The 22,695-nt window shown below is 67.1% G+C and carries 24 protein-coding genes; 9 read left to right on the forward strand and 15 right to left on the reverse strand.

Annotation, left to right across the window (positions count from 1 at the left end; genetic code table 11):
- Positions 1 to 9: 9 nt before the first annotated feature.
- The gene (gene ppk2 / locus Y887_RS10955) at positions 10 to 792 is read left to right on the forward strand and encodes a polyphosphate kinase 2 (protein WP_046964363.1); all 783 of its coding nucleotides are present in this window, start codon (positions 10 to 12) and stop codon (positions 790 to 792) included.
- Here the strand turns inward: ppk2 and Y887_RS10960 are convergent.
- The 4 genes from Y887_RS10960 to Y887_RS10975 form a co-directional block, all read right to left on the reverse strand.
- On the reverse strand, positions 774 to 2,003 hold the full coding sequence (locus tag Y887_RS10960; protein WP_046964364.1) for a hypothetical protein: 1,230 nt from the start codon (positions 2,001 to 2,003) through the stop codon (positions 774 to 776). The two genes, ppk2 and Y887_RS10960, sit on opposite strands and share 19 nt — an antisense overlap.
- Positions 2,004 to 2,087: 84 nt before the next feature.
- Complete coding sequence (locus Y887_RS10965; protein ID WP_046964365.1) at positions 2,088 to 2,354, reverse strand: acylphosphatase; 267 nt, start codon at positions 2,352 to 2,354, stop codon at positions 2,088 to 2,090.
- Entirely contained in the window at positions 2,354 to 2,977 is a 624-nt protein-coding gene (locus Y887_RS10970) for a TlpA family protein disulfide reductase (protein ID WP_046964366.1), read from the reverse strand. Before Y887_RS10970 ends, Y887_RS10965 begins: the two co-directional genes overlap by 1 nt.
- Positions 2,974 to 4,251, reverse strand: a complete 1,278-nt coding sequence (locus tag Y887_RS10975; RefSeq protein WP_046964367.1) for a YihY family inner membrane protein — start codon at positions 4,249 to 4,251, stop codon at positions 2,974 to 2,976. Before Y887_RS10975 ends, Y887_RS10970 begins: the two co-directional genes overlap by 4 nt.
- Before the next feature lie 110 nt (positions 4,252 to 4,361).
- Here Y887_RS10975 and wrbA point away from each other — a divergent pair, with 110 nt between their 5' ends.
- Together wrbA and Y887_RS10985 are read left to right on the forward strand one after the other, a co-directional pair.
- Positions 4,362 to 4,958: an NAD(P)H:quinone oxidoreductase gene (wrbA, locus tag Y887_RS10980; RefSeq protein WP_046964368.1), complete on the forward strand. Its 597-nt coding sequence runs from the start codon at positions 4,362 to 4,364 to the stop codon at positions 4,956 to 4,958.
- Positions 4,955 to 5,299, forward strand: coding sequence for a DUF2069 domain-containing protein (locus Y887_RS10985; protein WP_046964369.1), 345 nt, complete (start codon positions 4,955 to 4,957; stop codon positions 5,297 to 5,299). The genes wrbA and Y887_RS10985 overlap by 4 nt, the downstream gene beginning before the upstream one ends.
- A gap of 483 nt (positions 5,300 to 5,782) precedes the next feature.
- Here Y887_RS10985 and Y887_RS10990 read toward each other — a convergent pair whose 3' ends face one another.
- Both Y887_RS10990 and Y887_RS10995 read right to left on the reverse strand, forming a co-directional pair.
- A complete protein-coding gene (locus Y887_RS10990) occupies positions 5,783 to 7,003 on the reverse strand; it encodes a glycoside hydrolase family 30 beta sandwich domain-containing protein (RefSeq protein WP_046964370.1) in 1,221 nt (406 codons plus the stop codon).
- 151 nt (positions 7,004 to 7,154) lie between these two features.
- Complete coding sequence (locus tag Y887_RS10995; RefSeq protein WP_046964371.1) at positions 7,155 to 7,406, reverse strand: hypothetical protein; 252 nt, start codon at positions 7,404 to 7,406, stop codon at positions 7,155 to 7,157.
- Positions 7,407 to 7,511: 105 nt separating this feature from the next.
- Here Y887_RS10995 and Y887_RS11000 point away from each other — a divergent pair, with 105 nt between their 5' ends.
- Positions 7,512 to 7,997, forward strand: a complete 486-nt coding sequence (locus Y887_RS11000) for an asparaginase domain-containing protein (protein ID WP_046964372.1) — start codon at positions 7,512 to 7,514, stop codon at positions 7,995 to 7,997.
- Between the two features lie 4 nt (positions 7,998 to 8,001).
- On the forward strand, positions 8,002 to 8,475 hold the full coding sequence (gene ybaK, locus Y887_RS11005; protein ID WP_046964373.1) for a Cys-tRNA(Pro) deacylase: 474 nt from the start codon (positions 8,002 to 8,004) through the stop codon (positions 8,473 to 8,475).
- Between the two features lie 30 nt (positions 8,476 to 8,505).
- Here ybaK and Y887_RS11010 read toward each other — a convergent pair whose 3' ends face one another.
- The 5 genes from Y887_RS11010 to sufT form a co-directional block, all read right to left on the reverse strand.
- Positions 8,506 to 10,203, reverse strand: coding sequence for a S8 family peptidase (locus Y887_RS11010; RefSeq protein ID WP_046964374.1), 1,698 nt, complete (start codon positions 10,201 to 10,203; stop codon positions 8,506 to 8,508).
- A gap of 341 nt (positions 10,204 to 10,544) precedes the next feature.
- Complete coding sequence (locus Y887_RS11015; RefSeq protein ID WP_046964375.1) at positions 10,545 to 11,954, reverse strand: S8 family peptidase; 1,410 nt, start codon at positions 11,952 to 11,954, stop codon at positions 10,545 to 10,547.
- Between the two features lie 261 nt (positions 11,955 to 12,215).
- Entirely contained in the window at positions 12,216 to 13,961 is a 1,746-nt protein-coding gene (locus Y887_RS11020) for a S8 family peptidase (protein ID WP_046964446.1), read from the reverse strand.
- 315 nt (positions 13,962 to 14,276) lie between these two features.
- On the reverse strand, positions 14,277 to 15,362 hold the full coding sequence (locus Y887_RS11025; protein WP_046964376.1) for a branched-chain amino acid aminotransferase: 1,086 nt from the start codon (positions 15,360 to 15,362) through the stop codon (positions 14,277 to 14,279).
- A 65-nt stretch (positions 15,363 to 15,427) separates the two neighbouring features.
- Positions 15,428 to 15,982: a putative Fe-S cluster assembly protein SufT gene (gene sufT, locus Y887_RS11030; protein WP_029219190.1), complete on the reverse strand. Its 555-nt coding sequence runs from the start codon at positions 15,980 to 15,982 to the stop codon at positions 15,428 to 15,430.
- Between the two features lie 195 nt (positions 15,983 to 16,177).
- Between sufT and Y887_RS11035 the strand changes: the two genes are divergently transcribed.
- Positions 16,178 to 16,597 (forward strand): hypothetical protein, encoded by a 420-nt coding sequence (locus Y887_RS11035; RefSeq protein WP_046964377.1) that lies wholly within the window; start codon positions 16,178 to 16,180, stop codon positions 16,595 to 16,597.
- A 754-nt stretch (positions 16,598 to 17,351) separates the two neighbouring features.
- Here Y887_RS11035 and Y887_RS11040 read toward each other — a convergent pair.
- Positions 17,352 to 18,809 (reverse strand): NAD(P)(+) transhydrogenase (Re/Si-specific) subunit beta, encoded by a 1,458-nt coding sequence (locus Y887_RS11040; RefSeq protein ID WP_046964378.1) that lies wholly within the window; start codon positions 18,807 to 18,809, stop codon positions 17,352 to 17,354.
- Positions 18,806 to 19,111 carry an NAD(P) transhydrogenase subunit alpha part 2 gene (locus Y887_RS11045; RefSeq protein WP_046964379.1) on the reverse strand — a complete coding sequence of 102 codons (306 nt, stop codon included), beginning with the start codon at positions 19,109 to 19,111 and terminating at the stop codon, positions 18,806 to 18,808. Before Y887_RS11045 ends, Y887_RS11040 begins: the two co-directional genes overlap by 4 nt.
- A 113-nt stretch (positions 19,112 to 19,224) precedes the next feature.
- On the opposite strand from Y887_RS11045, the gene Y887_RS11050 reads away from it, so the two are divergent.
- The 3 genes from Y887_RS11050 to Y887_RS11060 are packed head-to-tail and all read left to right on the forward strand — an operon-like array spanning position 19,225 to position 20,632.
- Complete coding sequence (locus Y887_RS11050) at positions 19,225 to 19,788, forward strand: RNA polymerase sigma factor (RefSeq protein ID WP_046964380.1); 564 nt, start codon at positions 19,225 to 19,227, stop codon at positions 19,786 to 19,788.
- Positions 19,785 to 20,138 carry a hypothetical protein gene (locus Y887_RS11055; RefSeq protein WP_046964381.1) on the forward strand — a complete coding sequence of 118 codons (354 nt, stop codon included), beginning with the start codon at positions 19,785 to 19,787 and terminating at the stop codon, positions 20,136 to 20,138. Before Y887_RS11050 ends, Y887_RS11055 begins: the two co-directional genes overlap by 4 nt.
- 5 nt (positions 20,139 to 20,143) lie before the next feature.
- Complete coding sequence (locus tag Y887_RS11060; RefSeq protein WP_046964447.1) at positions 20,144 to 20,632, forward strand: DUF3106 domain-containing protein; 489 nt, start codon at positions 20,144 to 20,146, stop codon at positions 20,630 to 20,632.
- A 187-nt stretch (positions 20,633 to 20,819) separates the two neighbouring features.
- Here Y887_RS11060 and Y887_RS11065 read toward each other — a convergent pair whose 3' ends face one another.
- Together Y887_RS11065 and Y887_RS11070 are read right to left on the reverse strand one after the other, a co-directional pair.
- Positions 20,820 to 21,911 carry an NAD(P) transhydrogenase subunit alpha gene (locus tag Y887_RS11065; protein WP_046964382.1) on the reverse strand — a complete coding sequence of 364 codons (1,092 nt, stop codon included), beginning with the start codon at positions 21,909 to 21,911 and terminating at the stop codon, positions 20,820 to 20,822.
- A 155-nt stretch (positions 21,912 to 22,066) separates the two neighbouring features.
- Positions 22,067 to 22,666: a TetR/AcrR family transcriptional regulator gene (locus tag Y887_RS11070; RefSeq protein ID WP_046964383.1), complete on the reverse strand. Its 600-nt coding sequence runs from the start codon at positions 22,664 to 22,666 to the stop codon at positions 22,067 to 22,069.
- Between the last annotated feature and the right edge of the window lie 29 nt (positions 22,667 to 22,695).

A 22,695-nucleotide genomic window follows, 5' to 3' on the forward strand; every position in this document is an offset into this window, starting at 1 on the left:
GGAACGCGCATGTCGCACCTGAAACGCAAGGCCTACAAGAAGTTGCTGGCACCGCTGCAGTTGGAGCTGGTCGGCATGGCACGCTGGCTGCGCCATACCAATCAACGCGCGCTGGTGCTGGTGGAGGGCCGTGATACCGCCGGCAAGGGTGGCGTGATCCAGACCATTGCCAGCCATCTCAACCCACGCCAGTGCCGGGTGGTGGCGCTGCCCAAGCCCAACGACCGCGAAAGTACACAGTGGTATTTCCAGCGCTATGTCGCGCACCTGCCGGCCGGCGGCGAATTGGTCTTGATGGATCGCAGTTGGTACAACCGCGCCGGCGTGGAGCGGGTGATGGGCTATTGCACAGACGCGCAATACGACGCGTTTCTGGAGCAGGCGCCGCGCTTTGAGCAGATGCTGGTCGATGACGGCATCCTGCTGTTCAAGTACTGGTTGTGCGTGGACCAGGCCAAGCAGGAAGAACGCTTTGCCGAGCGCCACGAAGATCCGCTCAAGGGCTGGAAGCTGTCGCCGGTGGATCTGCAGTCGCGCAGCAAGTACGACCAGTACACCGCTGCGCGCGAGCGCATGCTCGAAGCGACCCATACCCCGGATGCGCCGTGGACGCTGGTGGACTTCAACGACCAGAAACGTGGCCGGCTGAGCCTGATCCGCGATCTGCTGGATCGGCTGCCGGACACCTCGGTGCCCGACCAGCCGCTAGCGCTGCCACCCTTGCACGGCAAGCCGCACAAGGAACACTACGGCGTACTGGAACCGATCGAGGATTACGCCGGCCAGTCCTGAGAGACCTCGTCGCTGGCCGTGGTGGCACGCGGCAGCGGATGCAGGCCGGCCTGACGTTCGGCCTGCTCGGCCTGCACCACCAACTGGCTCAGGCGCTGACTGAACAGCTGCATGAAACCGCGGTGCAGCGGGCGCATGGCTTCCATGTAGTCCACATCGTCTGCCTGCGCGCCGAGCGGGCTGCAGGACGACAGCAGCACTTCGTCCAGGCGCAGGGCGCTGTCGGGCAGACGCACCAACGCAGCGCGACGCAACCAGTCGCGCATGCCTTCGCGGTATTCGGCGGCCAGGATGTAGGCCACTTCGACCTGGTCCAGATCCACGTCCGGGTTCCAAGCCAATACCTGGATCACCTGCGAGCGCTCGTCCAGCATGCGGCCTTCGGCAACCAATGCATGCAGTTGCTGCAGCAGCCGCCACTGCACGCCGGCCGCATCGCGTTGCGCAGCCGGCATCGCTTCGATGGCCAAGGCCAGGCGGCGCGCGAACAGCGCCGGGACATCGGCCAGCACGATCGGGCCTGCATCGGCACCCAACAGGAAACGCTCGGTGCGCAGTGCAGCGGTGTCGGGCAGATAACCGTCCTGCAGCGGGCGCATCACGCCGTGATCGAGCAGCGACAGCACCACGTCGAGCCAGTAGCGGCGCTCCTGCTGCAGGGTGCGGTTGACCGACGCGTTTTGCCAGGCAGTGCGCACCTCGTCCAGGCGTGCGATGCAGGCCTGGGCATCCATTGCATCCCACGGCGCACGGGTGGCATCGTTGGGGTCGAAGGTCTCGGCGCTGAGCATGCCGGCGCCGAAGCGGTGCCAGGCAGCGCCACGCTGGGCGTCGGCCGGGTCGAGGCGAGGCGCAACCGGCGCGGCCGGGGCGGCCGGGCGCAGCAACGCCGCGTAGGCATCGGTCCACGATTCGGGCAGGCGTGCCGACATCGGGTAGGTTGCCGATGGCTGCGCCAGCCCCCGACGCGCCAGACGCAGGCTCCACACCACCGCGCCGATCACGATGCCGACAAACGTCCACGCCAGCAGCCAGCTGGTGGCCGCCTGTTCGGGCTGCAGGACGCGGGTGGACGGCTGCACGAACAGCAACCAGCCACTGCCCAGCAGCGCGCCGAGATACAGCCACGGCCCGAACTGCGTCAGCTGGCGATTGCGGCGATATGCCGCCAGTTCGTGCCCGTCGTTGTGATCTTGAGATGGAGCGGCCATTACATTCCCCTGAACGCCTGATCGCGTTGAGAAGGTTATCGGCGAGGCAACGCAACTCTTTTGCCCCGCCATGGCGGCTCGCACTCAGCCAGTTACAAATTCTTCAGTCGGCGCAATTGCGCACGCCGTGCGCGTCACCGACGTCACCTGCGCCGCTGCCGGGCCCTGCCATAGCCACGCTTCCAACGCCTCCAGCGCGGCCTCACTGCCGGCGGCGACCACTTCCACGCTGCCGTCCGGCTGGTTGCGGGCATGCCCGTACAGGCCCAGCGCCAGCGCGCGCTCGCGGGTGGAAGCGCGGTACCACACGCCCTGCACTCTCCCGCTGACCACAAAGCGCGCCGCCTGCATCACCCCGCCTTGCCGGTGATGCCGACCGCCGCTTCGATGTCGCGCGCGGTGACCGGACCGAGGAACTGCTTGGCCACCTTGCCGTCCGGACCGATCAGATAGGTCATCGGCAGGCCGCGCGGGGTGGCGAAGTCCTGCGGCGGCTGATAGGGGTCCAGGATCGCCACCGGATAGGACACCGGGTGATCCTTCAAAAACGCCTGCATGTCGGCGGCGGTGATGTCTTCGTAGGCCAGGCCCACCACTTCGACGCTGTCGCGCATGGTATGCAGTGCCGACAGCTCCGGCATTTCCTTCAGGCAAGGCGCGCACCAGGTCGCCCAGAAGTTGACCACCACCCACTTGCCGCGATGCGCCGCCAGGTCGTAGGTCTCTCCCGCCACCGTCGGCAGCGACAGCTTGGGCATGTCGGCGGTCTGCTGCACCACCGAGGTGTTGGCTGCACCTGCCGGGTTGGCTGCACCTGCCGGGTCGGCGGGTTTTTCGGAGGTCTGGGTGGCCGTAGCAGGCGCAGCCGTCGAATCGGCCGCGGCAGGGCTGCCCTCGCCGGTGGGCTTGCAGGCGGTCAGTATCAACAACGGCAACAGCAGCGCGCACGCGCCGCGCACAAGGCGCATCGTCATGGAGGGTCTCCGGGGAGGTGGGTGTAGAGGTCGCCGACCGGTTGCGCCAGCACGCCGCGCAACGGTTGACGCAATTGTTCCAGCGCGGCGGCGGCGGCCTGGCCGTAGGCATCGTCGCGGCATGGCAGCGGGCGGTCCTCGATCGGCACGCGCAGCTGGCAGTTGTCGTAGAGTTCGGCCAATGGCACCACATCCAGGTCGCGCGCCAGCAGCCATTGGCCGCGCTCGTCGCGCCGCAGCAGGCGGATGCGTTTGAGCTCGCAGAGCAGCTCCTGCATCAGCGTGTCGGTGAGCATCGGCTCCAGCGCAAGAATGCGGTCCTCGTCCAGGCCATTGCCGTGGATGCGCGCCTGCCGGAACCGGCCGAGCAGACGCAACAGGCCGTAGATTTCGAAACCCGGCGGCAGGCGCATGGCTTCGGGCTGATAGCGAAACGCCGACATCGACGATGCCAACGACGCGCCCAGCAACACCGACACCCAGCTCAGATAGATCCACAGCAGCAGGATCGGCAGCGCCGACAGTGCGCCGTAGATGCGTTGATAGGTCTGGAAATTGCCCAGATAGAAGCCGAAGCCCCATTTGACGATTTCCATCAGGATCACCGCCAGCAGCGCGCCCGGCAGCGCGTGGCGCAGCCGCACCGCATGCTGCGGCACCACGCGGTAGATCAGCACGATGCAGACGAACTCCACCGCCATCGGCGCCAGCCGCCAGGAAAATTCGGCCAGCCATTGGCCTTCGGTGGTGCGGAACAGCGGCAGCGCGAACACATAGGCGGCCATCGCCATCGAGGCGGCGGCGAGCATCGTGCCCAGCGTGAGCACCGTCCAGTAAATCAGGAAACGCGTGACCTTGGGCCGGGCAGCTGCCACCCGCCAGATGCTGTTGAAGGTCTGCTCGATGCTGTGCAGGGTAATCAGCAGCGAAGCCACCAGCGCCACCATGCCGGCGACGGTGAACTTGCCCAGATCTTCCAGCGAGCGGTTGAGATAGTTCTGTACCGAGCGCGCGGCGCCGGGCACGAAGTTGTTGAAGATGAAGTCGGTGAGCGCATCCTTCCACTCGTTGAACGCGGGAAACGCCGACAACACGCCGAACACCACGATGGCCAGCGGCACCAGCGCGAAGACCGTGGTGTAGGCCAGCGAGGCCGCTGCCTGGAACAGGCGGTCGTCCAGAAAGCGGCGCCACAGAAAGCGCCCGAAGCTCACCGTCCGCGCGCGATCGCGCAGACGCTCTTTCCATTGGTGGAGTTTGTTCACACGCGACATCGCGCAAGGGTACCCGATGCACCGTCATCGCGGCCTTGCCGCACCTGCGGCGTGCAGGCAGGCGGTGGCATGGCCGATACTGCGGCAACTCAACAGGCGGCAGAGGCACGATGGCGGAGATTCTGGTGCTGTATTACAGCCGTGGCGGCTCGGTGGCGCGGCTGGCGCGGCAGATCGCGCGCGGCATCGGCGAGGTGCCGGGCATGAGCGCGCGGCTGCGCACGGTGCCGCCGGTGGCTGCGGTCACCCAGACCAGCGCCCCGCCGGTACCGGACGAAGGCGCGCCGTATGTGGATCGGGCCGATCTGGCCGAATGCAGCGGCCTGCTGCTGGGCAGCCCGACCCGCTTTGGCAATATGGCCGCACCGATGAAGCACTTCCTCGACAGCCTGGGCGCCGAGTGGGCCACCGGCACCCTCGCGGGCAAGCCGGCAGGCGTATTCACATCCACCGCCTCGATGCATGGCGGCCAGGAATCCACCTTGCTGTCGATGCATCTGCCGCTGCTGCACCACGGCTGCCTGATCGTGGGCATCCCGTTCACCGAGGCCGCACTCAGCCACACCACCAGCGGCGGCACGCCGTATGGCGCCAGCCATGTCTCTGGCGCTGGTGGCGACCCGCAGCCGAGCGAGGACGAAGCCGTGCTGGCGCGCGCCCTGGGGCGGCGGGTGGCCGATGTCGCACGGCGGCTGGCAATCCCGTGAGCGTGCGCGCCATGCATTGGCTGCTGACCGCGGCGCTGCTGGCGCTGGCGGCGTTGTTCGCGGCCTGGTTTCACGACGACCCGCGCCCGCTCGCCGCGCTCATCGTGTTCGTGTTGCCGGCCGCGCTGACCGGCGTATTGGCGGTGCGAAGCGCGCGTGCGCGCTTCTGGGCCGGCGTATTCGCGCTGGGATGGTTCAGCCATGGCGTGATGGCGGCCTGGAGCCAGCCCCAGGCCCGCGGACTGGCCTGGCTGGAATTGCTGCTCGCGCTGGCCGTGGTGGCCCTGGTGGGCGGCCCCGGCATGGCGGCGCGCTTCGGCAAGAAGCGCGCGCCGCATTGATGCCTGCCCCGCTGCGCAGCGCAGATGGCCCAAGCGCATTCGGGTGAAGCCTCAACCCGCAACGATTCAGAGCAGCCGACAAAACGACTGCGCTCACCGCCGCGCGGGCGCGGCCGTTGCCTGGTGCGGCATGTATCTGGCGTGCACTGCCGCTGAGTGGGTCGAAGGCGCAGCGGCGCCCCCAGCGTTCGCGGGACACGCCGTAAACCCGTCCCTGGGGGCTTGATGACGGCATCCATGTCGCCAACGGTGCCGCACTTGGCGAAGACACCGCACCAGACAGTCTGCTCGCTGCTGTATTGAAACCTGTGCGCAGGGCCCCCCTCGACTGGTCCTCGCCGGTCACTGGCGCGGGCTCTTACGCGGCATGGATGCCGCGCAAGAGCTACAAGGATGTACTTGCGGCCTTGCCAGCGCCGGTGAGCAGGCGAGGCCCTGCAGCCGGCCAACAGCCGGCCAGCGTGATGCCGTTTTGTTAGCCCCTCAATTTCCGACCAGCGTGGTCACGCTCTGCGGGTCGACATAGAGCGAGGTCTTGCCGCTGACCACGCTGTAGGTGCCACCGAAGCCGACATTGAGCGTGCTTGAGGTGCTGTATTTGGCGAACTGCGCGGCAGCGCCGGCCGGTAGCGCCAGATCCAGGCGCTGATGGTTGGTGCCGGTATTGACCGCCACCAGTACCAGCTTGTTGTCCGGCGTGCGGTAGGCGGTGAGGGAGACATCGGCATACGGATGTTCGGTGGCACCGATGCGCACCGAGCCGGGCCGCACGAAACGTGCGAACTGCGACATCGCATAGCCGCGCTTGCTCACCGCACCGTTCTCGCCGATCAGCCCGTAGCTGCGCCGGATGTACCACCAGACATAGGCATTGAAATTGGCAGCCATGCTGGCGTGCAGCTCGCTGGCCACGCCCAATGCCGACGGCCAGGCGTTGGCGTCGGTGTTGTCGGTGAAGTGTTCGGTCATCCACACCTGCTTGCCCTTGCTGCGCGCCAGGGCGTAGTCGCGCGGCGTGGCGCCATACAGGTGGCCGGCCACGATGGCGGTGGCCCGGTTGGCAGCAGCGTTGTTGAGCACAGGGTCGGTGATGGAAAAATTGAATCCCACCGACTCGCCGACGATGACGTGGAGGCTGCCGAACTTGCTGCCTTCGCTGCCGAGATAGTTGACGAAATCGCTGCCGCTCCACTCGGCCGACTCGTAGTCGGGATGCCAATCGGGCTCGTTCTGCAGCGAAATCGCAGACAGCGGCGCGCCCTTGCTGGCCATGTAACTGGCGAAATCCAGCAGGTGCGTGGTGTAGGCGCCGTAATAGCGCGGCAGCAATTTTCCGCCGTTGGTCAGGCTGTTGTTGGACTTCATGTAGGCCGGCGGCGACCACGGGCTTGCGAACACCAGCCCGCCCAGCGCATGCACGCGCGCGGCAGTGGGCACCTGGGTCGCCCAGCCGGCGCTGGACGGGTCGATACGCATGCGCAGGATCGACAGCCCGATCTGCCCGTTACCACTGCCATAGGCCAGATCCACCTGTGCGGGCGTCAGGTCGTTGATCCAGCCGGCGCCATTCATGCCGCCGAAGCCGCGTATCGTCTGATAGGTCTGACCTGGCGTAATCGTCACGGTCTGCGCGGCTGCCTGACTCGCCAGCAGGACGCCCAGCACACAGGTCAGCGCGCGCAGCATCGACACGGCATGTTTCATGGAGTTCTCCGGGAACGCAACAAGGGCGGCATCGCAGTGCCGACGGCCCGCCGACTATCGACCGACCAGATGACAAGTCAATTTCTGTCGCCGCGCAGTGTGGCGTTCGTGACGCAGGGCACGCGTCTGGCACGCAGGAACGTTGCAAGGATCACGCGGCGTTTTGCGCTGCCGCATGCGCAAGCTGCGCGCAGGTGGCGCTGGGACGAGGCGCCCGAACACGACCACAGGCCGGTGCCGGATCGACGCGCGCGTTGCCTGGGCCGGCGATCGGCGCAACGATCGCTGCACCTTGAAAGAGCGACGGCGCCGTCCGCATGTCGGTGCGCGCCTGCAGCGAGTCTTCCCCAAGCGCAGGCAGCACCGCCGCATAGCCGGTTACACAAACGGAGGTTTCGCCCACCCTCGCCTCGTCGCGGCCGACGTATGACTGCCAGTGTCCCGGCCGGGCGGTATCATGGCGGCCCTCGCGCGGCCTGCACCGCGCACGTTTGAAGGATTGGCAGCAATGGAAGACCTCCTGATCGTCACCACCGGTGGCACGATCGACAAGATCTACTTCGACGACAAATCCGACTACCAGATCGGCGACCCGCAGATCGGCCAGATCCTCAAGGAGCTGGGCGTGACCTTCCGCTTTTCGGTGATTCCGATCATCCGCAAGGATTCGTTGCACATCACCGAGGCCGATCGCGAGCTGATCCGCGCCACCATCGCCGCCCAGCCGACCCGCCACGTGCTGATCACCCACGGCACCGATTCGATGGTGGAAACCGGCAAGGTGCTGCAGTCGATCGCCGACAAGACCATCGTGATGACCGGCGCGCTCAATCCGGCGCGTTTCCGCGGCTCGGATGCGGAATTCAATATCGGCTGCGCGGTCGGTGCGGTGCAGTCGTTGCCGGCCGGGGTGTACATCGCCATGAACGGGCGCATCTGGAATCCCGAGAAAGTGCGCAAGAACGTCGCCGCCAACCGCTTCGAATCGGTCTGAGGCCATGAGCAAGGCCACCCGCGCGACCAAGGCATTGGACGCTGCCGGCGTGGCCTACGTGCTACACCCCTACGACTATCAACACGATGCAGACGCCAAAGGCCTGCAGGCGGCGGATGCGCTTGGGCTGGCACCGCAGACGGTGCTGAAGACCTTGATGGCCTGGGTCGACGACCTGGCCGTGTGTGCGGTCATTCCCTGCGACCGACGCCTGTCGCTGAAGAAACTGGCCAGCGCGTGCGGCGGAAAGTCCGCACGCATGATGGACGTGGCCGATGCACAACGCCGCACCGGCTACACGGTGGGCGGTATCAGCCCGCTCGGTCAGCAACGGCAGGCGCCGGTGCTGGTCGAAGCCACGGCGCTGGACGCACCGGCGCTGTGGATCAACGCCGGCCAGCGCGGGTTGCTGCTGGAATTGCCCGGCGCACAGCTGCTGCAGGCACTCAGTGCGCGGGCCTGCGCACTGTGCGACTGAGCCGCGGCGGCATCACCGCCGCCACGCAGCTCAATACGCCGCCGTGACGCTGACTCCTGAAAACGCCAACGTCGCCTTCAACCGCACGTAGTACGTACCGGCCGCCGGTGCGTTCACCGTGCAGCTATCGGCATTGCCGGGCAGCAGGCTGCGGCAGCTGTAGGCGGTATCGGTCGGCAGTGCACCTGCGCGTAGCGATAGATCCGCATTGCCGCTGCCGCCGTTGAGGGTCACCTTCAGCGAGCGCGTGCCGGCCGGCACGTTGATCTGGTAATACAGCACATCCGACTGCGCCGCACTCAAGCCGGTACGCGCCACATTCCGGGCAAGGGTGGTCGACTCGATCACCGCGGCAACCGCGCCATCGGCATTGACCAGTCCTGCACCACAGCCCTGCGTGCAGGCAACCGGCAACGGCCGGGCGCTGCTCTTGAGCAGGGCTTTCACCGTGGCCGGCGTCAGCGGATTCAGCGCTACCGATTGCATCAACGCCACCACCCCGGCCACATGCGGTGCAGCCATCGAGGTACCGCTGTACGACGCATACGCCGCGTTCCCCGGCACCGTGGTGCCGCTGTTGAGCGTGGAGACGATGGCCTGTCCCGGCGCCGCGATATCCACGCCCTTGCCGAAGTTGGAGAAGCTGGCCTTGGCGCCCGCCGAGGTGGTGGCCGCCACTGCGATCACGTTCGGGCAATTGGCCGGCACGCTGGTGGACACATCCATATTGCTGTTGCCCGCCGCCACCACTACCGAACTGCCGCGCGTCACCGCACCGGCAATGGCCGTGCTGAGCGTTGTCGAACAACTTCCCGCGCCGCCCAGCGACAGATTGATCACCGTGGCCGGATTCGGGTTGGCCGGCACACCGTTGACCTTGCCGCCCGATGCCCAGACGATCGCGTCGGAGATGTCGGACATGTAACCGCCGCAGCGGCCAAGCACGCGCAGCGGCAGCACCTTCGCATTGAACGCGGTACCGACCACGCCGACCGCATTGTTGCCGACCGCCGCCACAATGCCGGCCACATGCGTGCCATGCCAGCTGGAGCTGGAAGCGGACGCACCCGGCCCGCACTCGTTGGCGGCGGTCCAGTCGCCCTGGTCGGCGGCACTGGCATCGCGCGCATTGCCGTCGCGTGCCGTCGCCGGGTCGATGATGAAGTCGTAGCCCGGCAGGACATTGGCGTCCAGATCCGGATGCTTGGCGATGCCGGTATCGATCACCGCCACCACGATGCCCTTACCGGTGGTGCGATCCCACGCCGGCCGGATAGTCATGCTGGCGGCGGTGGCGCCCATCGCCCATTGCTGCGGCACGCCCGGATCGTTGGGCACCAGCAAGGGGCGCATCAACACGTCCACTTCCACGCGCTTGACGGTCGGGTCGGCGGCAAGGCGCCGCATCAGGCTTTCTGCGTCCACGCGGTCCAGTTTGCGATCGGCCACCAACAGCATCGGGCCCGTGCTGAGCCGGCGAGTAGCCGACAAGCCCAACGCGCGTCCGCGCTGTGCAGGCACGGCGCTGGCGATCTCGCGCCATGGCGCAGACAGCCCGGTCGCACGGCTACTGCCGACGCGGTCCTTGTAGCTGACGATAAAGCGCTGGTGGGTGCTGCTGGAATTCAAGCCTTGCAGACTGACCTCGCCTGCAGCGGCATGAAACGTGCATGACAACGCACAGACGAGTACAACGCGGCGCAGCGCGCCAACTGAGTGATACGACATGAATCCATCCCTCCCCAAGGACCTGGCAACCCGGATGGCATCGCGCTAACGCCACTGCAATGCGCTTTGCCTGATGCGTGGGCATGCATACCTCCGTGCCTCACGTGGAGTGGCTATCGGCGTGCCGTAGGCCGCACTGAAGCGGCCACTCTGCGCTGGCGCGCGCTTCATTCAGCCGGCTCCGCCTGCCCTGCCTGGCACCCCGGCAATTGCCGTTGCCCAAACGCACACTGCCCCGCCGAAGCGGGGCAGTGCAGGTTTCAAAAACACCGACAGTGGCGTCGGGGCAGGCCCGACGTCGATGCCGGCGGTCGTGCCGGCATCGCACCGTCATCGCCGCATTACGGGGTCTGGCTGACTGCGCCGGCCGCATTGACGATGCCAGCACCGCAGCCGCCCGAGCAGGCGCCCGGCAGCGGACGGGCGGTGTTCTTCAACAGCGTTTCCACCGCCGCAGGCGTCAGCGGACGGCTGGCGACCGACTGCACCAGCGCCACCACGCCGGCCACATGCGGGGCCGCCATCGAGGTGCCGTTGTAGGACGCGTAGCTGGCGCTGCCCGGCGTGGTGGTGCCGCTGTTCAAGGTCGACAGGATCGCCGAGCCGGGGCCGGAGATGTCGATGGTGCTGCCGAAGTTGGAGAAGCTCGAACGCGCACCGGCGGAGGTGATCGACGCCACCGAGATCACGTTGGCGCAGCTGGCCGGAGTGAAGTTGGCCACGTTGGCATTGCTGTTGCCGGCCGCCACCACCACTGTCGTGCCACGCGACACCGCGCCATTGATGGCGTTCTGGTAGGTGCTGGAACAGGTGCCACTGCCGCCCAGCGACATGTTGATCACCTCGGCCGGGTTGGCGTTGGCCGGCACGCCGGACACGCTGCCGCCGGAGGCCCAGACGATGGCATCGGCGATATCGGAGGTGGTCCCGCCGCATAGGCCTAGGGCGCGGATCGGCACGATGCGCGCATTGAATGCGGTCCCGGCCACACCGGTGCTGTTGTTGGTGACCGCAGCAATGGTGCCGGCCACATGGGTGCCGTGCCAGCTGGAATTGGCGGCCGGCACGCCGGATCCGCACTGATTGGCGGCACGCCAGTCGCCCTGGTCGGCCGGATTGTTGTCGCGGCCGTTGTTGTCGCGCGCACGCGCCGCGTCGCTGATGAAATCGTAGCCCGGCAGCACGTTCGCATTGAGATCCGGGTGGCTGGTGATGCCGGTATCGATCACCGCCACCACCACGCCGGTGCCGGTGGCGGTGTCCCAGGCCGGGCGCACGTTGATGCTGGAGGCGGTGGTCCCGAAGCCCCACTGCTCGGACAGCCGCGTGTCGTTCGGGGTCAGGGTCGGATACATGATCTGGTCGACTTCCACGTAGTCCACGCTCGGGTCGGCGGCGATGCGGCGCATCAGCGTCTCGGCCTCGGCACGGTCCAGGCCACGGTCGGTCTTGAGCACTTCCGACCCCAGCGCGGTGCGGCGCACGTGGTTCAGGCCCAGCGCGCGACCGGCGCGGGCCGGCACTGCGGTGGCGACGGAATTGAGCGATGCGCGCATCGACGTCGGGCTCACTGCCGGGCTGCTGCCGTCCTTGTACTTGACGATGAAGCGGTCCAGCGTGGGCTGCGATTCCAGGCCGGACAGGTTGACCTGACCGGCAAACGCCGGCACGGCCAGCAGGGAGGTCAGCGCGGAAACACCCAGCACCACCAGTGCGCGTGCAGGTGCACGACGTTGCGACACATTGGACATCGATCGTTCCTCAGTTTTTCATGAAGTGCCGCGGTTGCGGCGAGATGGCCGCCCTTGCCGCAGACTGCGGATCGGGTCGGAATGGACGGGCGCGGGCGCCCGTCGAAACGACTGACCGGTGTCCATTCCGGCCGAGCGGCAATGCCTCGCCAGCGCCTGCCGAAAGGGCAGACGTGGACGGACATCGCAGATGGGAGGCAGCGCCGGGTCGGCGCTGCCTGGCCAGGCGGCCAGACAGCGCAACAGCGTCGAACGACAGGCTTAGTAGCTGGCGCTCAAGGTCACACCGGAGAACGTGCTGTAGGCCTTGACCCGCACGTAATACGTGCCCGAGGGCGCGGTGATGCTGCAGGTTTCGGCATTGCCGCTGCGGTACGGGCGGCAGGTGTAGGTCGTGTCGGTCGGTGCACTGCCGGCGCGCACGTACAGATCCGCATCGCCGGTGCCGCCGCTGATCGCCACGGTCAGCGTGCCGCTGCCGGCGGGAACGGCGATGGTGTAGTTCAGCTCCGCACCGCTGGCCGCACCCAGGCCGGTGACCGGCGTGCCGTTGGTCAGCGTATTGCCGGTTCCGCCACCGCCCCCACCGTTGCTGCCGCTGATGGCCGCCGTCACTGCGGCGTCGGCATTGACGATACCGGCGCCACAACCGCCGGAACAGGCACCCGGCAACGCGCGTGCGGTGTTCTTCAGCAAGGTTTCGACTGCGGCAGGCGTCAACGCGGTCGGCGCAACCGACTGCACCAGCGCGACCACGCCGGCCACATGCGGGGCCGCCATCGAGGTGCCGTTGTAGGACGCGTAGCTGGCGTTGCCCGGGGTGGTGGTACCGCTATTGAGCGTGGACAGGATGCCGGAGCCGGGGGCGGAGACATCGATGCCGGCGCCGAAGTTGGAATAGCTGGCCTTGGCACCGGCCGAGGTCGTGGCTGCCACGGCGATGACATTGGCGCAATTGGCCGGCAGCGAGCCGGACACGTTGGCCGAGCTGTTGCCGGCTGCCACCACCACGGTGGTGCCGCGCGACACCGCCCCGCTGATCGCGTTCTGCATGGTGGTCGAGCAGGCACCGCCGCCGCCGAGCGACATGTTGATGACCTCGGCCGGATTGGCATTGGCCGGCACGCCGCTGACGCTGCCGCCCGACGCCCAGATGATGGCGTCGGCGATATCCGACAACGAACCACCGCACTTGCCGAGCACGCGCACCGGCACGACCTTGGCGTTGTAGGCGGTACCGGCCACGCCGGTGCTGTTGTTGGTCACTGCGGCAACCGTGCCGGCCACATGGGTGCCGTGCCAGCTGGAGTTGGATGCCGGAATCCCGGTACCGCATTCGTTGGCGGCATACCAGTCGCCTTCGTCGGCGGGATTGCTGTCGCGCCCGTTGCCATCGCGCGCCGTGGTGGCGTCACTGATGAAGTCGTAGCCCGGCAGGATGTTGGCGCTGAGGTCGGCATGGGTGGTGATGCCGGTGTCGATCACCGCCACCACCACATTGGCGCCGGTGGCCTTGTCCCAGGCCGGGCGGATGTTGAGGCCGGCATTGGTCGTGCCGAACGCCCACTGCTCGGACAGCCGGGTGTCGTTCGGGGTCAGCGTGGCATGCAGGATCTGGTCGACTTCCACGCTCTGCACGTTGGGGTCGGCGGCCAGCTGGCGCATCAGGGTCTCGGCTTCGGCACGGTCCAGCGCGCGATCGGCCTTGATCAGTTCCGGCCCCAGCGCCAGACGGCGGACGGAGGCCAGGCCCAGCGCCTTGCCGGCCTTGGCCGGCATCGCACGTGCGGCGGTACGCAACGAACTGCTCAACGCGCTCGGACTGGCCAGCGCAGTGCTGCCGTCCTTGTAGGTCACGATGAATTTCTGGTGGGTCTGGGCGGTGGCAAGACCATCCAGGTAGACCTCGCCGGCAAACGCAGGCGTCGCCAGCAACAGGGAGGTCAGCGCGGTGGCGCCCAGGACGGTAAGCGTGCGAGGACGCTTGCGGAAAGACTCGTTCGACATCGAATTCCCTTCCAAATCAAAGAGAACCGCCTTGGCGGTGTAATCCGGCACCGCCTGCATAGGTCAGCGCCGAGTCCCCGGAATCGATCCCCTGTTATCGATCCGTTCAGCGAACCTATCTCACTGCAACCAAACTGGACAATACGAAATCGACACTTTTGAAACTTAAATATCATTTTTGTGACAGGCGTCATGTCTGTTCAGTCCGCTTCCCACAGTTTTTTGACTCCGCGCGTGTCGCACTGCTGCACGGCAGGCAAAAAAAAGCCCCTGCGCTGACGCGCAGGGGCCTGTTTTTGACGATGTACCGCTGACTCAGGACAAGCGCACCAGCCAACCATGCCGATCCGGCAACCGGCCGTACTGGATATCGGTCAGTTCCTGACGCAGCGACATGGTGACGTCGCCAGCCGGCGCCGACAGGTCACCCACGGCAAAGCCTTCGCCCTTGAGCTCACCGATCGGGGTGACCACTGCGGCAGTGCCGCAGGCGAATACTTCGCTGATCTCGCCCGATGCCACGCCCTGCTTCCATTCGTCGATGGACACCTTGCGCTCGATCACGCGCATGCCGCGGTCGCGCGCCAGTTGCAGGATGCTGTCGCGGGTGATGCCTTCCAGGATGCTGCCGGACAATTCCGGCGTCACCAGCGTGCCGTCCCTGTAGACCAGGAACACGTTCATGCCACCCAGTTCCTCGATGTACTTGCCTTCCACCGGGTCCAGGAACAGCACCTGCGAGCACCCCTGCGCGTAGGCTTTCTGCTGCGGCAGCAGCGAGGCGGCGTAGTTGCCGCCGCACTTGGCCGCACCGGTGCCGCCCTTGGCCGCACGTGCGTACTCGGTGGACAACCAGATCGACACCGGCGCCACGCCCTTGGCGAAATACGGACCGGCGGGACTTGCGATGACGTAGTACGAGGCCTTGTGCGCCGCACGCACGCCCAGGAATGCCTCGTCGGCAATCATGAACGGGCGGAAATACAGGCTGGTTTCCGGCGCCGACGGCACCCAGCCGGCATCCACGGCCACCAGCTGGCGCAGCGATTCGACGAACAGGTCCACCGGCAGTTCCGGCAGCGCCAGACGGCGCGCCGAGCGCTGCAGGCGCTCGCCGTTGGCCTGCGGGCGGAAGGTCCAGATCGAGCCGTCGGCATGCCGGTAGGCCTTGATGCCTTCGAAGATTTCCTGGCCGTAGTGCAGCACAGAGGCAGCCGGGTCCAGCTGCAGCGGCCCGTAGGCGCGCACCTGGGCGTCATGCCAGCCCTGCTCGTTGTTCCAGGAAATGGCGACCATGTGGTCGGTGAAATGCAGCCCGAAACCGGGCGCGGCCAGGATCACGGACAGTTCGTCGGCGCTGCGCGGCGACGGAGAACGGGTGGAAGCGAAGGACACGGACACCGGAAGATTCCTGTATGGCGGGCGAAAGGACGCGGCGCCACATCTACGGACATGGCGCCTGACGGTCAGAGCATGCCGGTCTCGAGACGGGCCGCTTCGGACATCATATGCCGGCCCCACGGCGGGTCGAACACCAGTTCGACGTCGGCCTCGGCAATGGTCGGGATCATCTCCACCTTGCTGCGCACGTCGTCGACCAGGATCTCGCCCATGCCGCAACCGGGCGCGGTGAGCGTCATCTTGACGTCCACCCGGCGCTGGTCGTCTTCTTCGCGGTGGCTGACCACCGCCTCGTAGACCAGGCCCAGATCGACGATATTGAACGGGATTTCCGGGTCGAAGCAGGTGCGCAGCTGCTGCCACACCAGGGCTTCCACTTCCTCGTCGCTGGCGTTGTCGGGCAGTTCCAGCCCCGGCGGGGCCTCCTTGCCGATCGCATCGCCATCCTTGCCGGCAATGCGGAACAGATTGCCTTCGACAAAGACCGTGTAGCTGCCACCCAGGGCCTGGGTGATATAGCCATAACTGCCTGCGGGCAGGGTCACCGAATCGCCCTGCGGCACCATGACGGCATCGCAATCGCGTTCGAACTGGACAGGTTCGCTGCTACGGGAGTACATGGGCTGGATATGGGGCCGCGCCGGACGCGCGCAAGTCGGCCATTCTAGCCGACCAAGGCGGTGCCGCTGCCGGCAATGCCGCCGACGCTGCATTCCATCTGAAACACAGTCATCTGCAGTCACCGTGGCGCACGCCGGCAATGCAGCGCAAAGCGCGCCACGCGCTCTATCATGTGCGCACTGTCAGGAGCCCCAATGCCGCCCACTTCCGCGTCCGCCAGAACCGCCCACTGGCTCTGGCCCCCGCTCCTGCTGCTGGGAAGCGTCACCGCCCTCATCGCCTGGTTGCTGATCGCCCTTGCGCTGGGCAACCAGGCCGGCTGGATGGCAGTGCTGGTTGCGCTGGAAGTGGCCTGGATGCTGCGCCTGGGAACGTTACGCGCCGGCCGGTTGCGTATCGGGGTGACAGTGGCGACCACCGCACTGATCATCGTCGGCGCCAACTGGGGCATCGCTTCTGCACAACTGGGCGGATCGCTGGGTCTGGACCCATGGACCTCGGCGCAGAAAATGGGCCCGCGCCTTGCCTGGACGCTGCTGCAACTGGCCAACAACGCGTTCGATCTGCTGTGTTACGTCGCAGCAGTGGTGCTGGCATGGTGGGCTGCGCGTTGAGTCCGCCGCGTTTGTCGCTGCAGGCAAGATCGGCTTTCGTTCAAGCTGATGCGTCGCGTGCGTGAATTCGGGTCGCGCTGCTCTTGAAGTCCGTCGCGTTTGATTGAGCCCACGCCGCGCTGCGAGTTCGCCGCAGGGCCCTCGCCCGCCCACCATCGCAGGACACGCTGCAAGTACGTCCTTGTAAGCTCTTACGCGGCATCCATGCCGCGACGGTGGGCGGGCAAGGACCTGTCAAACTGGTCGGTGCGTGCGGTTGCGGGCAGGGCATGACGTGCACTGGTCAGATCGCTGTGCATCGAGCGGCCTTTCTCCGCCTGCTCATCGCAAGCGGCGCAGCAGGCAGGCTTCCAACACGCAACCTGCAAACCTCATTTGCATAGCGCAGCGCACGCCCGGCAACGCGCTGTCACGAACGCAGCCGGCCAGCTCTCTGGTGCGGTGTCCTCACCGATTGCGGGACCCTTGGCGGCATGGATGCCGCCAAGGAGCCTCCAGGGACGGATTCACGGCGTGTCCCGCGAGCGGTGGGGGCACCGCGCCCTCGACGAGCTGAGCTTTGGACTACCGCTGGACACTGCTGCGACCCGAAAGCTCGGTCGCTTGTTTCCGATTGGCTGGACAGTGCGGATAGAGCACTCGTGAAGCAGCCGATCTGCGGCTTAGCTGCCAGGAATCTGGCAGCGAGCACACCGCCCTCGATCGATCGGCTTATCAAATGCATCCACCACATCAATCGCACGAAGTCTCAGGCTCAATGCCCGCCCCCATCCAGCGCCTTCAACTCGCTGACCAGCGCGCCGGCCGCTTCGGCACCGTCGCCGTAGAGCATGCGGGTGTTGTCGGCGTAGAACAGCGCATTCTCGATGCCGGCAAACCCGGTGCCCTTGCCGCGCTTGATCACCACGGTGTTGCGCGAGTTGACCACGTCCAGGATCGGCATGCCGTAGATCGGGCTGGCCGGGTCGGTCCTGGCGACCGGGTTGACCACATCGTTGGCGCCGATCACCAGCGAGACATCGGTGCTGGCGAACTCGGGATTGATATCGTCCATGTCGGCGATCAGGTCGTAGGGCACGCCGGCCTCGGCCAGCAGCACGTTCATGTGCCCGGGCATGCGTCCGGCGACCGGATGGATCGCGAACTTCACCTTGACCCCGCGCGCGATCAGCCGCTGCGCCAGCTCCCAGATCTTGTGCTGCGCCTGCGCCACCGCCATGCCGTAGCCGGGCACGATCACCACCCGCTCGGCAAACGCCATCATCGCCGCCACGTCGCCTGCCTCGATGGGCTTCTGCGCGCCACTGATCTCCTGCGCCTGCCCGCCGCCACCGAAGTTGGAAAACAGCACGCCGCTGATCGGCCGGTTCATCGCCTTGGCCATCAAACGCGTCAGCAGGATGCCGGCCGCGCCCACCATCATGCCGGCGATGATCAACGCCTCGTTGCCAAGCACATAGCCTTCGAACGCCACCGCCAGACCGGTGAAGGCGTTGTAGAGCGAAATCACCACCGGCATGTCGGCACCGCCGATCGGCAGCGTCATCAACACGCCCAGCGCGAGCGCCACGGTGAAGAAGGCAATGATCGCCAGCGGCTGCAAACTGGTGGCGGCCCAGATACCGAGCGCCAGCACCGCCAGCGCCACCATCACGTTGAACGCCTGCTGGCCGGGAAAGGTCACCCGCCGGTCGAGCCGGCCATCCAGCTTGGCCCAGGCGACGATCGAACCTGACAAGGACACCGCCCCGATCGCCGAGCCGATCACCGCCAGCACCACCGTGGTGGCGTCGGGCCGCCGCGCCGCCAGCTCGGCGATCGCCTGCGCGCTCCAGTGCGCCGTGTCGCGATTGGCGAAGAAGGAAAACCGCAGCAGCTCCACCGCCCCGATCGCCGCCGCCGAGCCGCCGCCCATGCCGTTGTACAGCGCCACCATCTGCGGCATGTCGGTGATGGCCACCTTCTTGGCCGACCACCACGCCACCCCGGTGCCGATCGCCAGTGCGGCCAGGATCAACGGCACGTTGTGCAATTCGGGCAGAAAGAAGGTGGCCACCGTGGCGATCAGCATGCCCAGCCCGGCCCAGCGGATGCCGCTGCGCGCGGTCAGTGGCGAGGCCATGCGCTGCAGGCCGAGCAGGAACAGCGTGGCTGCGATCAGGTAGCTCGACTTGACCAGCCAATCCAGCAATTCGGGGGTGGAGACGTTCATGGCGTCTCCCCGCCAGGCGGCTTACGGCTGGATTTGAACATCTCCAGCATCCGCTCGGTCACCACGTAGCCGCCGGCCGCGTTGCCCGCACCCAGCACCACCGCGACGAACCCCAGCGCTTTTTCCAGGGTGGTATCGGCATGCCCCAGCACCACCATCGCGCCGATCAGCACGATGCCGTGGATGAAGTTGGAACCGGACATCAGCGGGGTATGCAGGATCACCGGCACCCGCGAGATGATGACGTGGCCGGCGATGGCCGCCAGCATGAAGATGTACAGCGCTACGAATCCGTCGCTCATCGTCTTTCGCTCCACTGGCCGTTGCGGCCCGCCGATCATACCCACGCATCGGGCCTGTCAACCGAATCGGCACTGGGCCGTTGACGTCGTATCGTCTTCGCGGAAGCTACGCTGTGCTGGTGGGAACCCCTTTCGATCCGCAGCCTTCTGCAACGGCCGCCGCCGTCCCGGTGTCGCTGGACGCCTTTCTGGCCGGCATCGGGCCACGTGCGTTCCGGTTTGCCGAGGCCGGCCTGCGTCACCGCGAAGACGCACTGGATGCGGTACAGGACGCCATGGTCAAGCTGCTCGGCTACCGCGAACGGCCGGCCGCCGAATGGACGCCGCTGTTCTGGAGCATCCTGCGCAGCCGCATCATCGACCTGCAGCGCCGCCGGAGCTTCCGCCTGAAATTCTGGGCGCCGGCCGAGCGCGCCGATGACGAAGGCCCGATCGACTGGTCCGACCCCGGCATCGGACCGGTCGGCGAGCAGCAACATCAGCAGGCCTACCAGCGACTGGTCCAGGCGCTGCGCACCCTGCCGGCACGCCAGCGCGAGGCATTCACGCTGCGCGTGCTGGAAGACCTGGATGTGGCCACCACCGCCAAGGCAATGGGCTGCTCCGAAGGTTCGGTCAAAACTCACCTGTCGCGCGCACGCGACGCGTTACAAAAACAGTTCGAGGATTTCCTGTGAACCGCTCTCACGATCCGGCACAGTTCGATGCGCAACTGCGCCAACTGCATGCCACCGCGCTCACCAGCCTGCCGCCGCAGACCCTGGCACGCCTGCGCCAGGCCCGTCAGGCGCCGGCCGCGCGCGCCCGACGCGGCTACTGGTTGCTGGCTACCGCCTGTTCCGGCTTGCTGGCCATCGGCATCGGCCTGCAACTGCGACCGGGCGACAACGCCCCCGCAGGTGCGTCCCCGACCCGGGCCGCGACCGTGGCCGGCAATGCCGCCAGCACCGACACCGACGACCTGCTGACCCAGAACCCCGACCTGTATGTCTGGCTCGGGTCCGATACCGCCCTGGCCATGGAATGAGCACGATGACCCGCACCACCCGCCTGTTGTTGACCCTGTTGCTCTGCGCCGGGCCATGCGTGTCGCTGTTGGCGCAGGACCGCCCGCCAGGTCCCCCGGGGCCTGGGCCGATGGACGGACCCGGCCCGCATGGCCCGGGACCGCGCAACGAGACCCCGATGCCGGAATGGGACAAGCTGACCCAGCAGCAGCGCCAGGTGCTGATCGATGCGCTGCGCGAGCGCTGGAACGACGTGCCCGAAGAACGTCCGCGCATGTACCGGCACGCCAGTCGCTGGCTGGACATGACGCCCGAACAGCGCAAGCAGGCCAAGGCCGGGATGGACCGCTTCCGCAACATGAGTCCGGACCAGCGCCGCGAAGCCAAGGCCTTGTTCGACCGCATGCGTACGCTCAACCCGCAGCAGCGCAACGAGCTGCAACAACGCTGGCAGAAGATGAGCCCGGCCGAACGCAGCGCCTGGCTGCGCGAGCACCCGCCGACGGCGGATTGAACGCAGCGCCGCCGCGGCGAGCGCGACGCGCCTTCGCATGGGCGCACCCCGGTCGCAGGCAGACATGCGCGCGGCCATTGCAGGAGCGCGCTGGCACGCGATGAAGCGTTACCGATGAAGCGCCATCGCGCGCCAGCGCGCTGCTACCGGCAAACGCCAGCGTGCGAGGCGCGTGGGGACCGGCGGGCTATGCGGTCGATGGCGCCGACCAGCGCGTCCTGGCCAGCAGCTCATCGTCCCAGTCGAACGACAGTGCGCCCTCCTTGATCAACAACGCCGCGAACGCATACACGTTGCGCGCAAACATCTCGCTGGCATGCACCGCGCCCTGGCTTGCCAGATTGAGCGGCCCGGCGATTACCACGCCATCGAGCTCAAGGGTTTCGCCCGGACGCGTGGCCGCGCAATTGCCGCCGGTTTCTGCGGCCAGATCCACCAGCACGCTGCCGGCGCGCATGCCCTGCACCATTTCGGTGGTCACGATCTTTGGCGCAGGCCGCCCCGGCACGGCCGCGGTGCAGACCACCACATCCACGCCCTTGAGATGCTCGGCCAGGCGGCGCTGCTGCTCGGCGCGCTCGTCGTCGGTGAGTTGGCGTGCATAGCCGCCTTCGCCGGCAGCGCTCACGCCCAGATCCAGAAAGCGCGCGCCCAGGGACGCGATCTGCTCGCGGGTTTCCGGGCGCACGTCGAAGCCTTCCACCTGCGCACCCAGCCGTTTGGCCGTGGCGATCGCCTGCAGGCCGGCCACGCCCGCGCCGATCACCAAGACCTTGCTGGGGCGCATGGTGCCGGCGGCGGTGGTGAGCATCGGGAAGAACCGCGGAGCCAGTTGCGCGGCGATCAGCACTGCCTTGTAGCCGGCCATGCCGGCCTGCGAACTCAGCACGTCCATCGATTGCGCGCGCGTGGTGCGCGGAAGGCGCTCCAGCGGAAACGCAACCAGCTCGCGCGTGGCAAATGCCTGCGCCCGCGCCGGGTCGGCATCGGGGGCAAGCATGCCGATCACCACCGCCTGCGGCTTGCAGTGCAGCAGCAGCTCGGTCGGCGGCGCCTGCACGCACAGCACGAGGTCGGCTTGAGTGAGCGTCTGCGTGTCGGCAAGCTGCGCACCGGCCGCGAGATACGCCGCATCGTCCATGCTGCTGGCGCGACCGGCAGCCGGCTCGATCCACACGCTGGCACCGAGTGCGACCAGCTTCTTGACCGTCTCCGGCGTGGCTGCCACCCGGCGTTCGCCTGCCGCCCGTTCTTTCAGCACCAGCACCTGCACAGCCATGGGTTGCTCCGGTCGCGCGCTTCAGTCGCCGCGATGCTAGCAGAGCGCACCGGCCGCGCCGGCGGTGATGCACGGGTGTGCCATGGAACGCAGACCGCAAGCGCGTGGGCTGCGCGAACGCCTGGCGGCAACGTACCTGCCGCCCTGCAACTGGGTTACGGCTCCAGCAACCCCTTCAACAGGGGCGCCATCACGGTTTCCGGCGCGAAGGCGCGCAATCGCTCGTGCCTGCCGTCGATCACCAGCGAGGCATAGCCGTGCACCGCGCTCCAGCTCAGCAGCGTGCGTTGCTCCAGCAGCGTCGGATCCGGGTCGCTGCCATGGCGGGCGATCCACTGGGCACGCACCGTGTCGCGCAGGTAGGCCATCGCCGCTTCGCTGATCTGCACCAGTCGCGGCAGACCGCTGGCACGCACGTCCAGTCCCAGCATCAAGCGGAACTGCTGCGGATAGTCGACAGCAAAGCGGATATAGCCCAGCCCGCAGCCCAGCAGCGGGTCGTTCACTTCCTGCTGGGTGGCACGGATGCGATCGAGCATGCGCGCGTAGCCATCGGCCGCCAGCTCCGCCAACAGCCCATCCAGCGAGCCGAAGTGGTGCGCCGGTGCGGCGTGCGACACGCCCGCGCGCCGCGCGCACTCGCGCAGGGTGAGTCCACGCAGGCCGGACTCGCCCAGCAACTCCCAGCCGGCACGCCGCAGCGCGGCCGGTAGATCGCCGTGGTGATACGCAGCCGGGGCGTCTGGTCGTGGCATGGCGGTTCGCTTATCGGGACCCCAGTGCA

Origin of the sequence: Xanthomonas pisi DSM 18956 (genome assembly GCF_001010415.1) — a bacterium.
GTDB lineage: Bacteria > Pseudomonadota > Gammaproteobacteria > Xanthomonadales > Xanthomonadaceae > Xanthomonas > Xanthomonas pisi.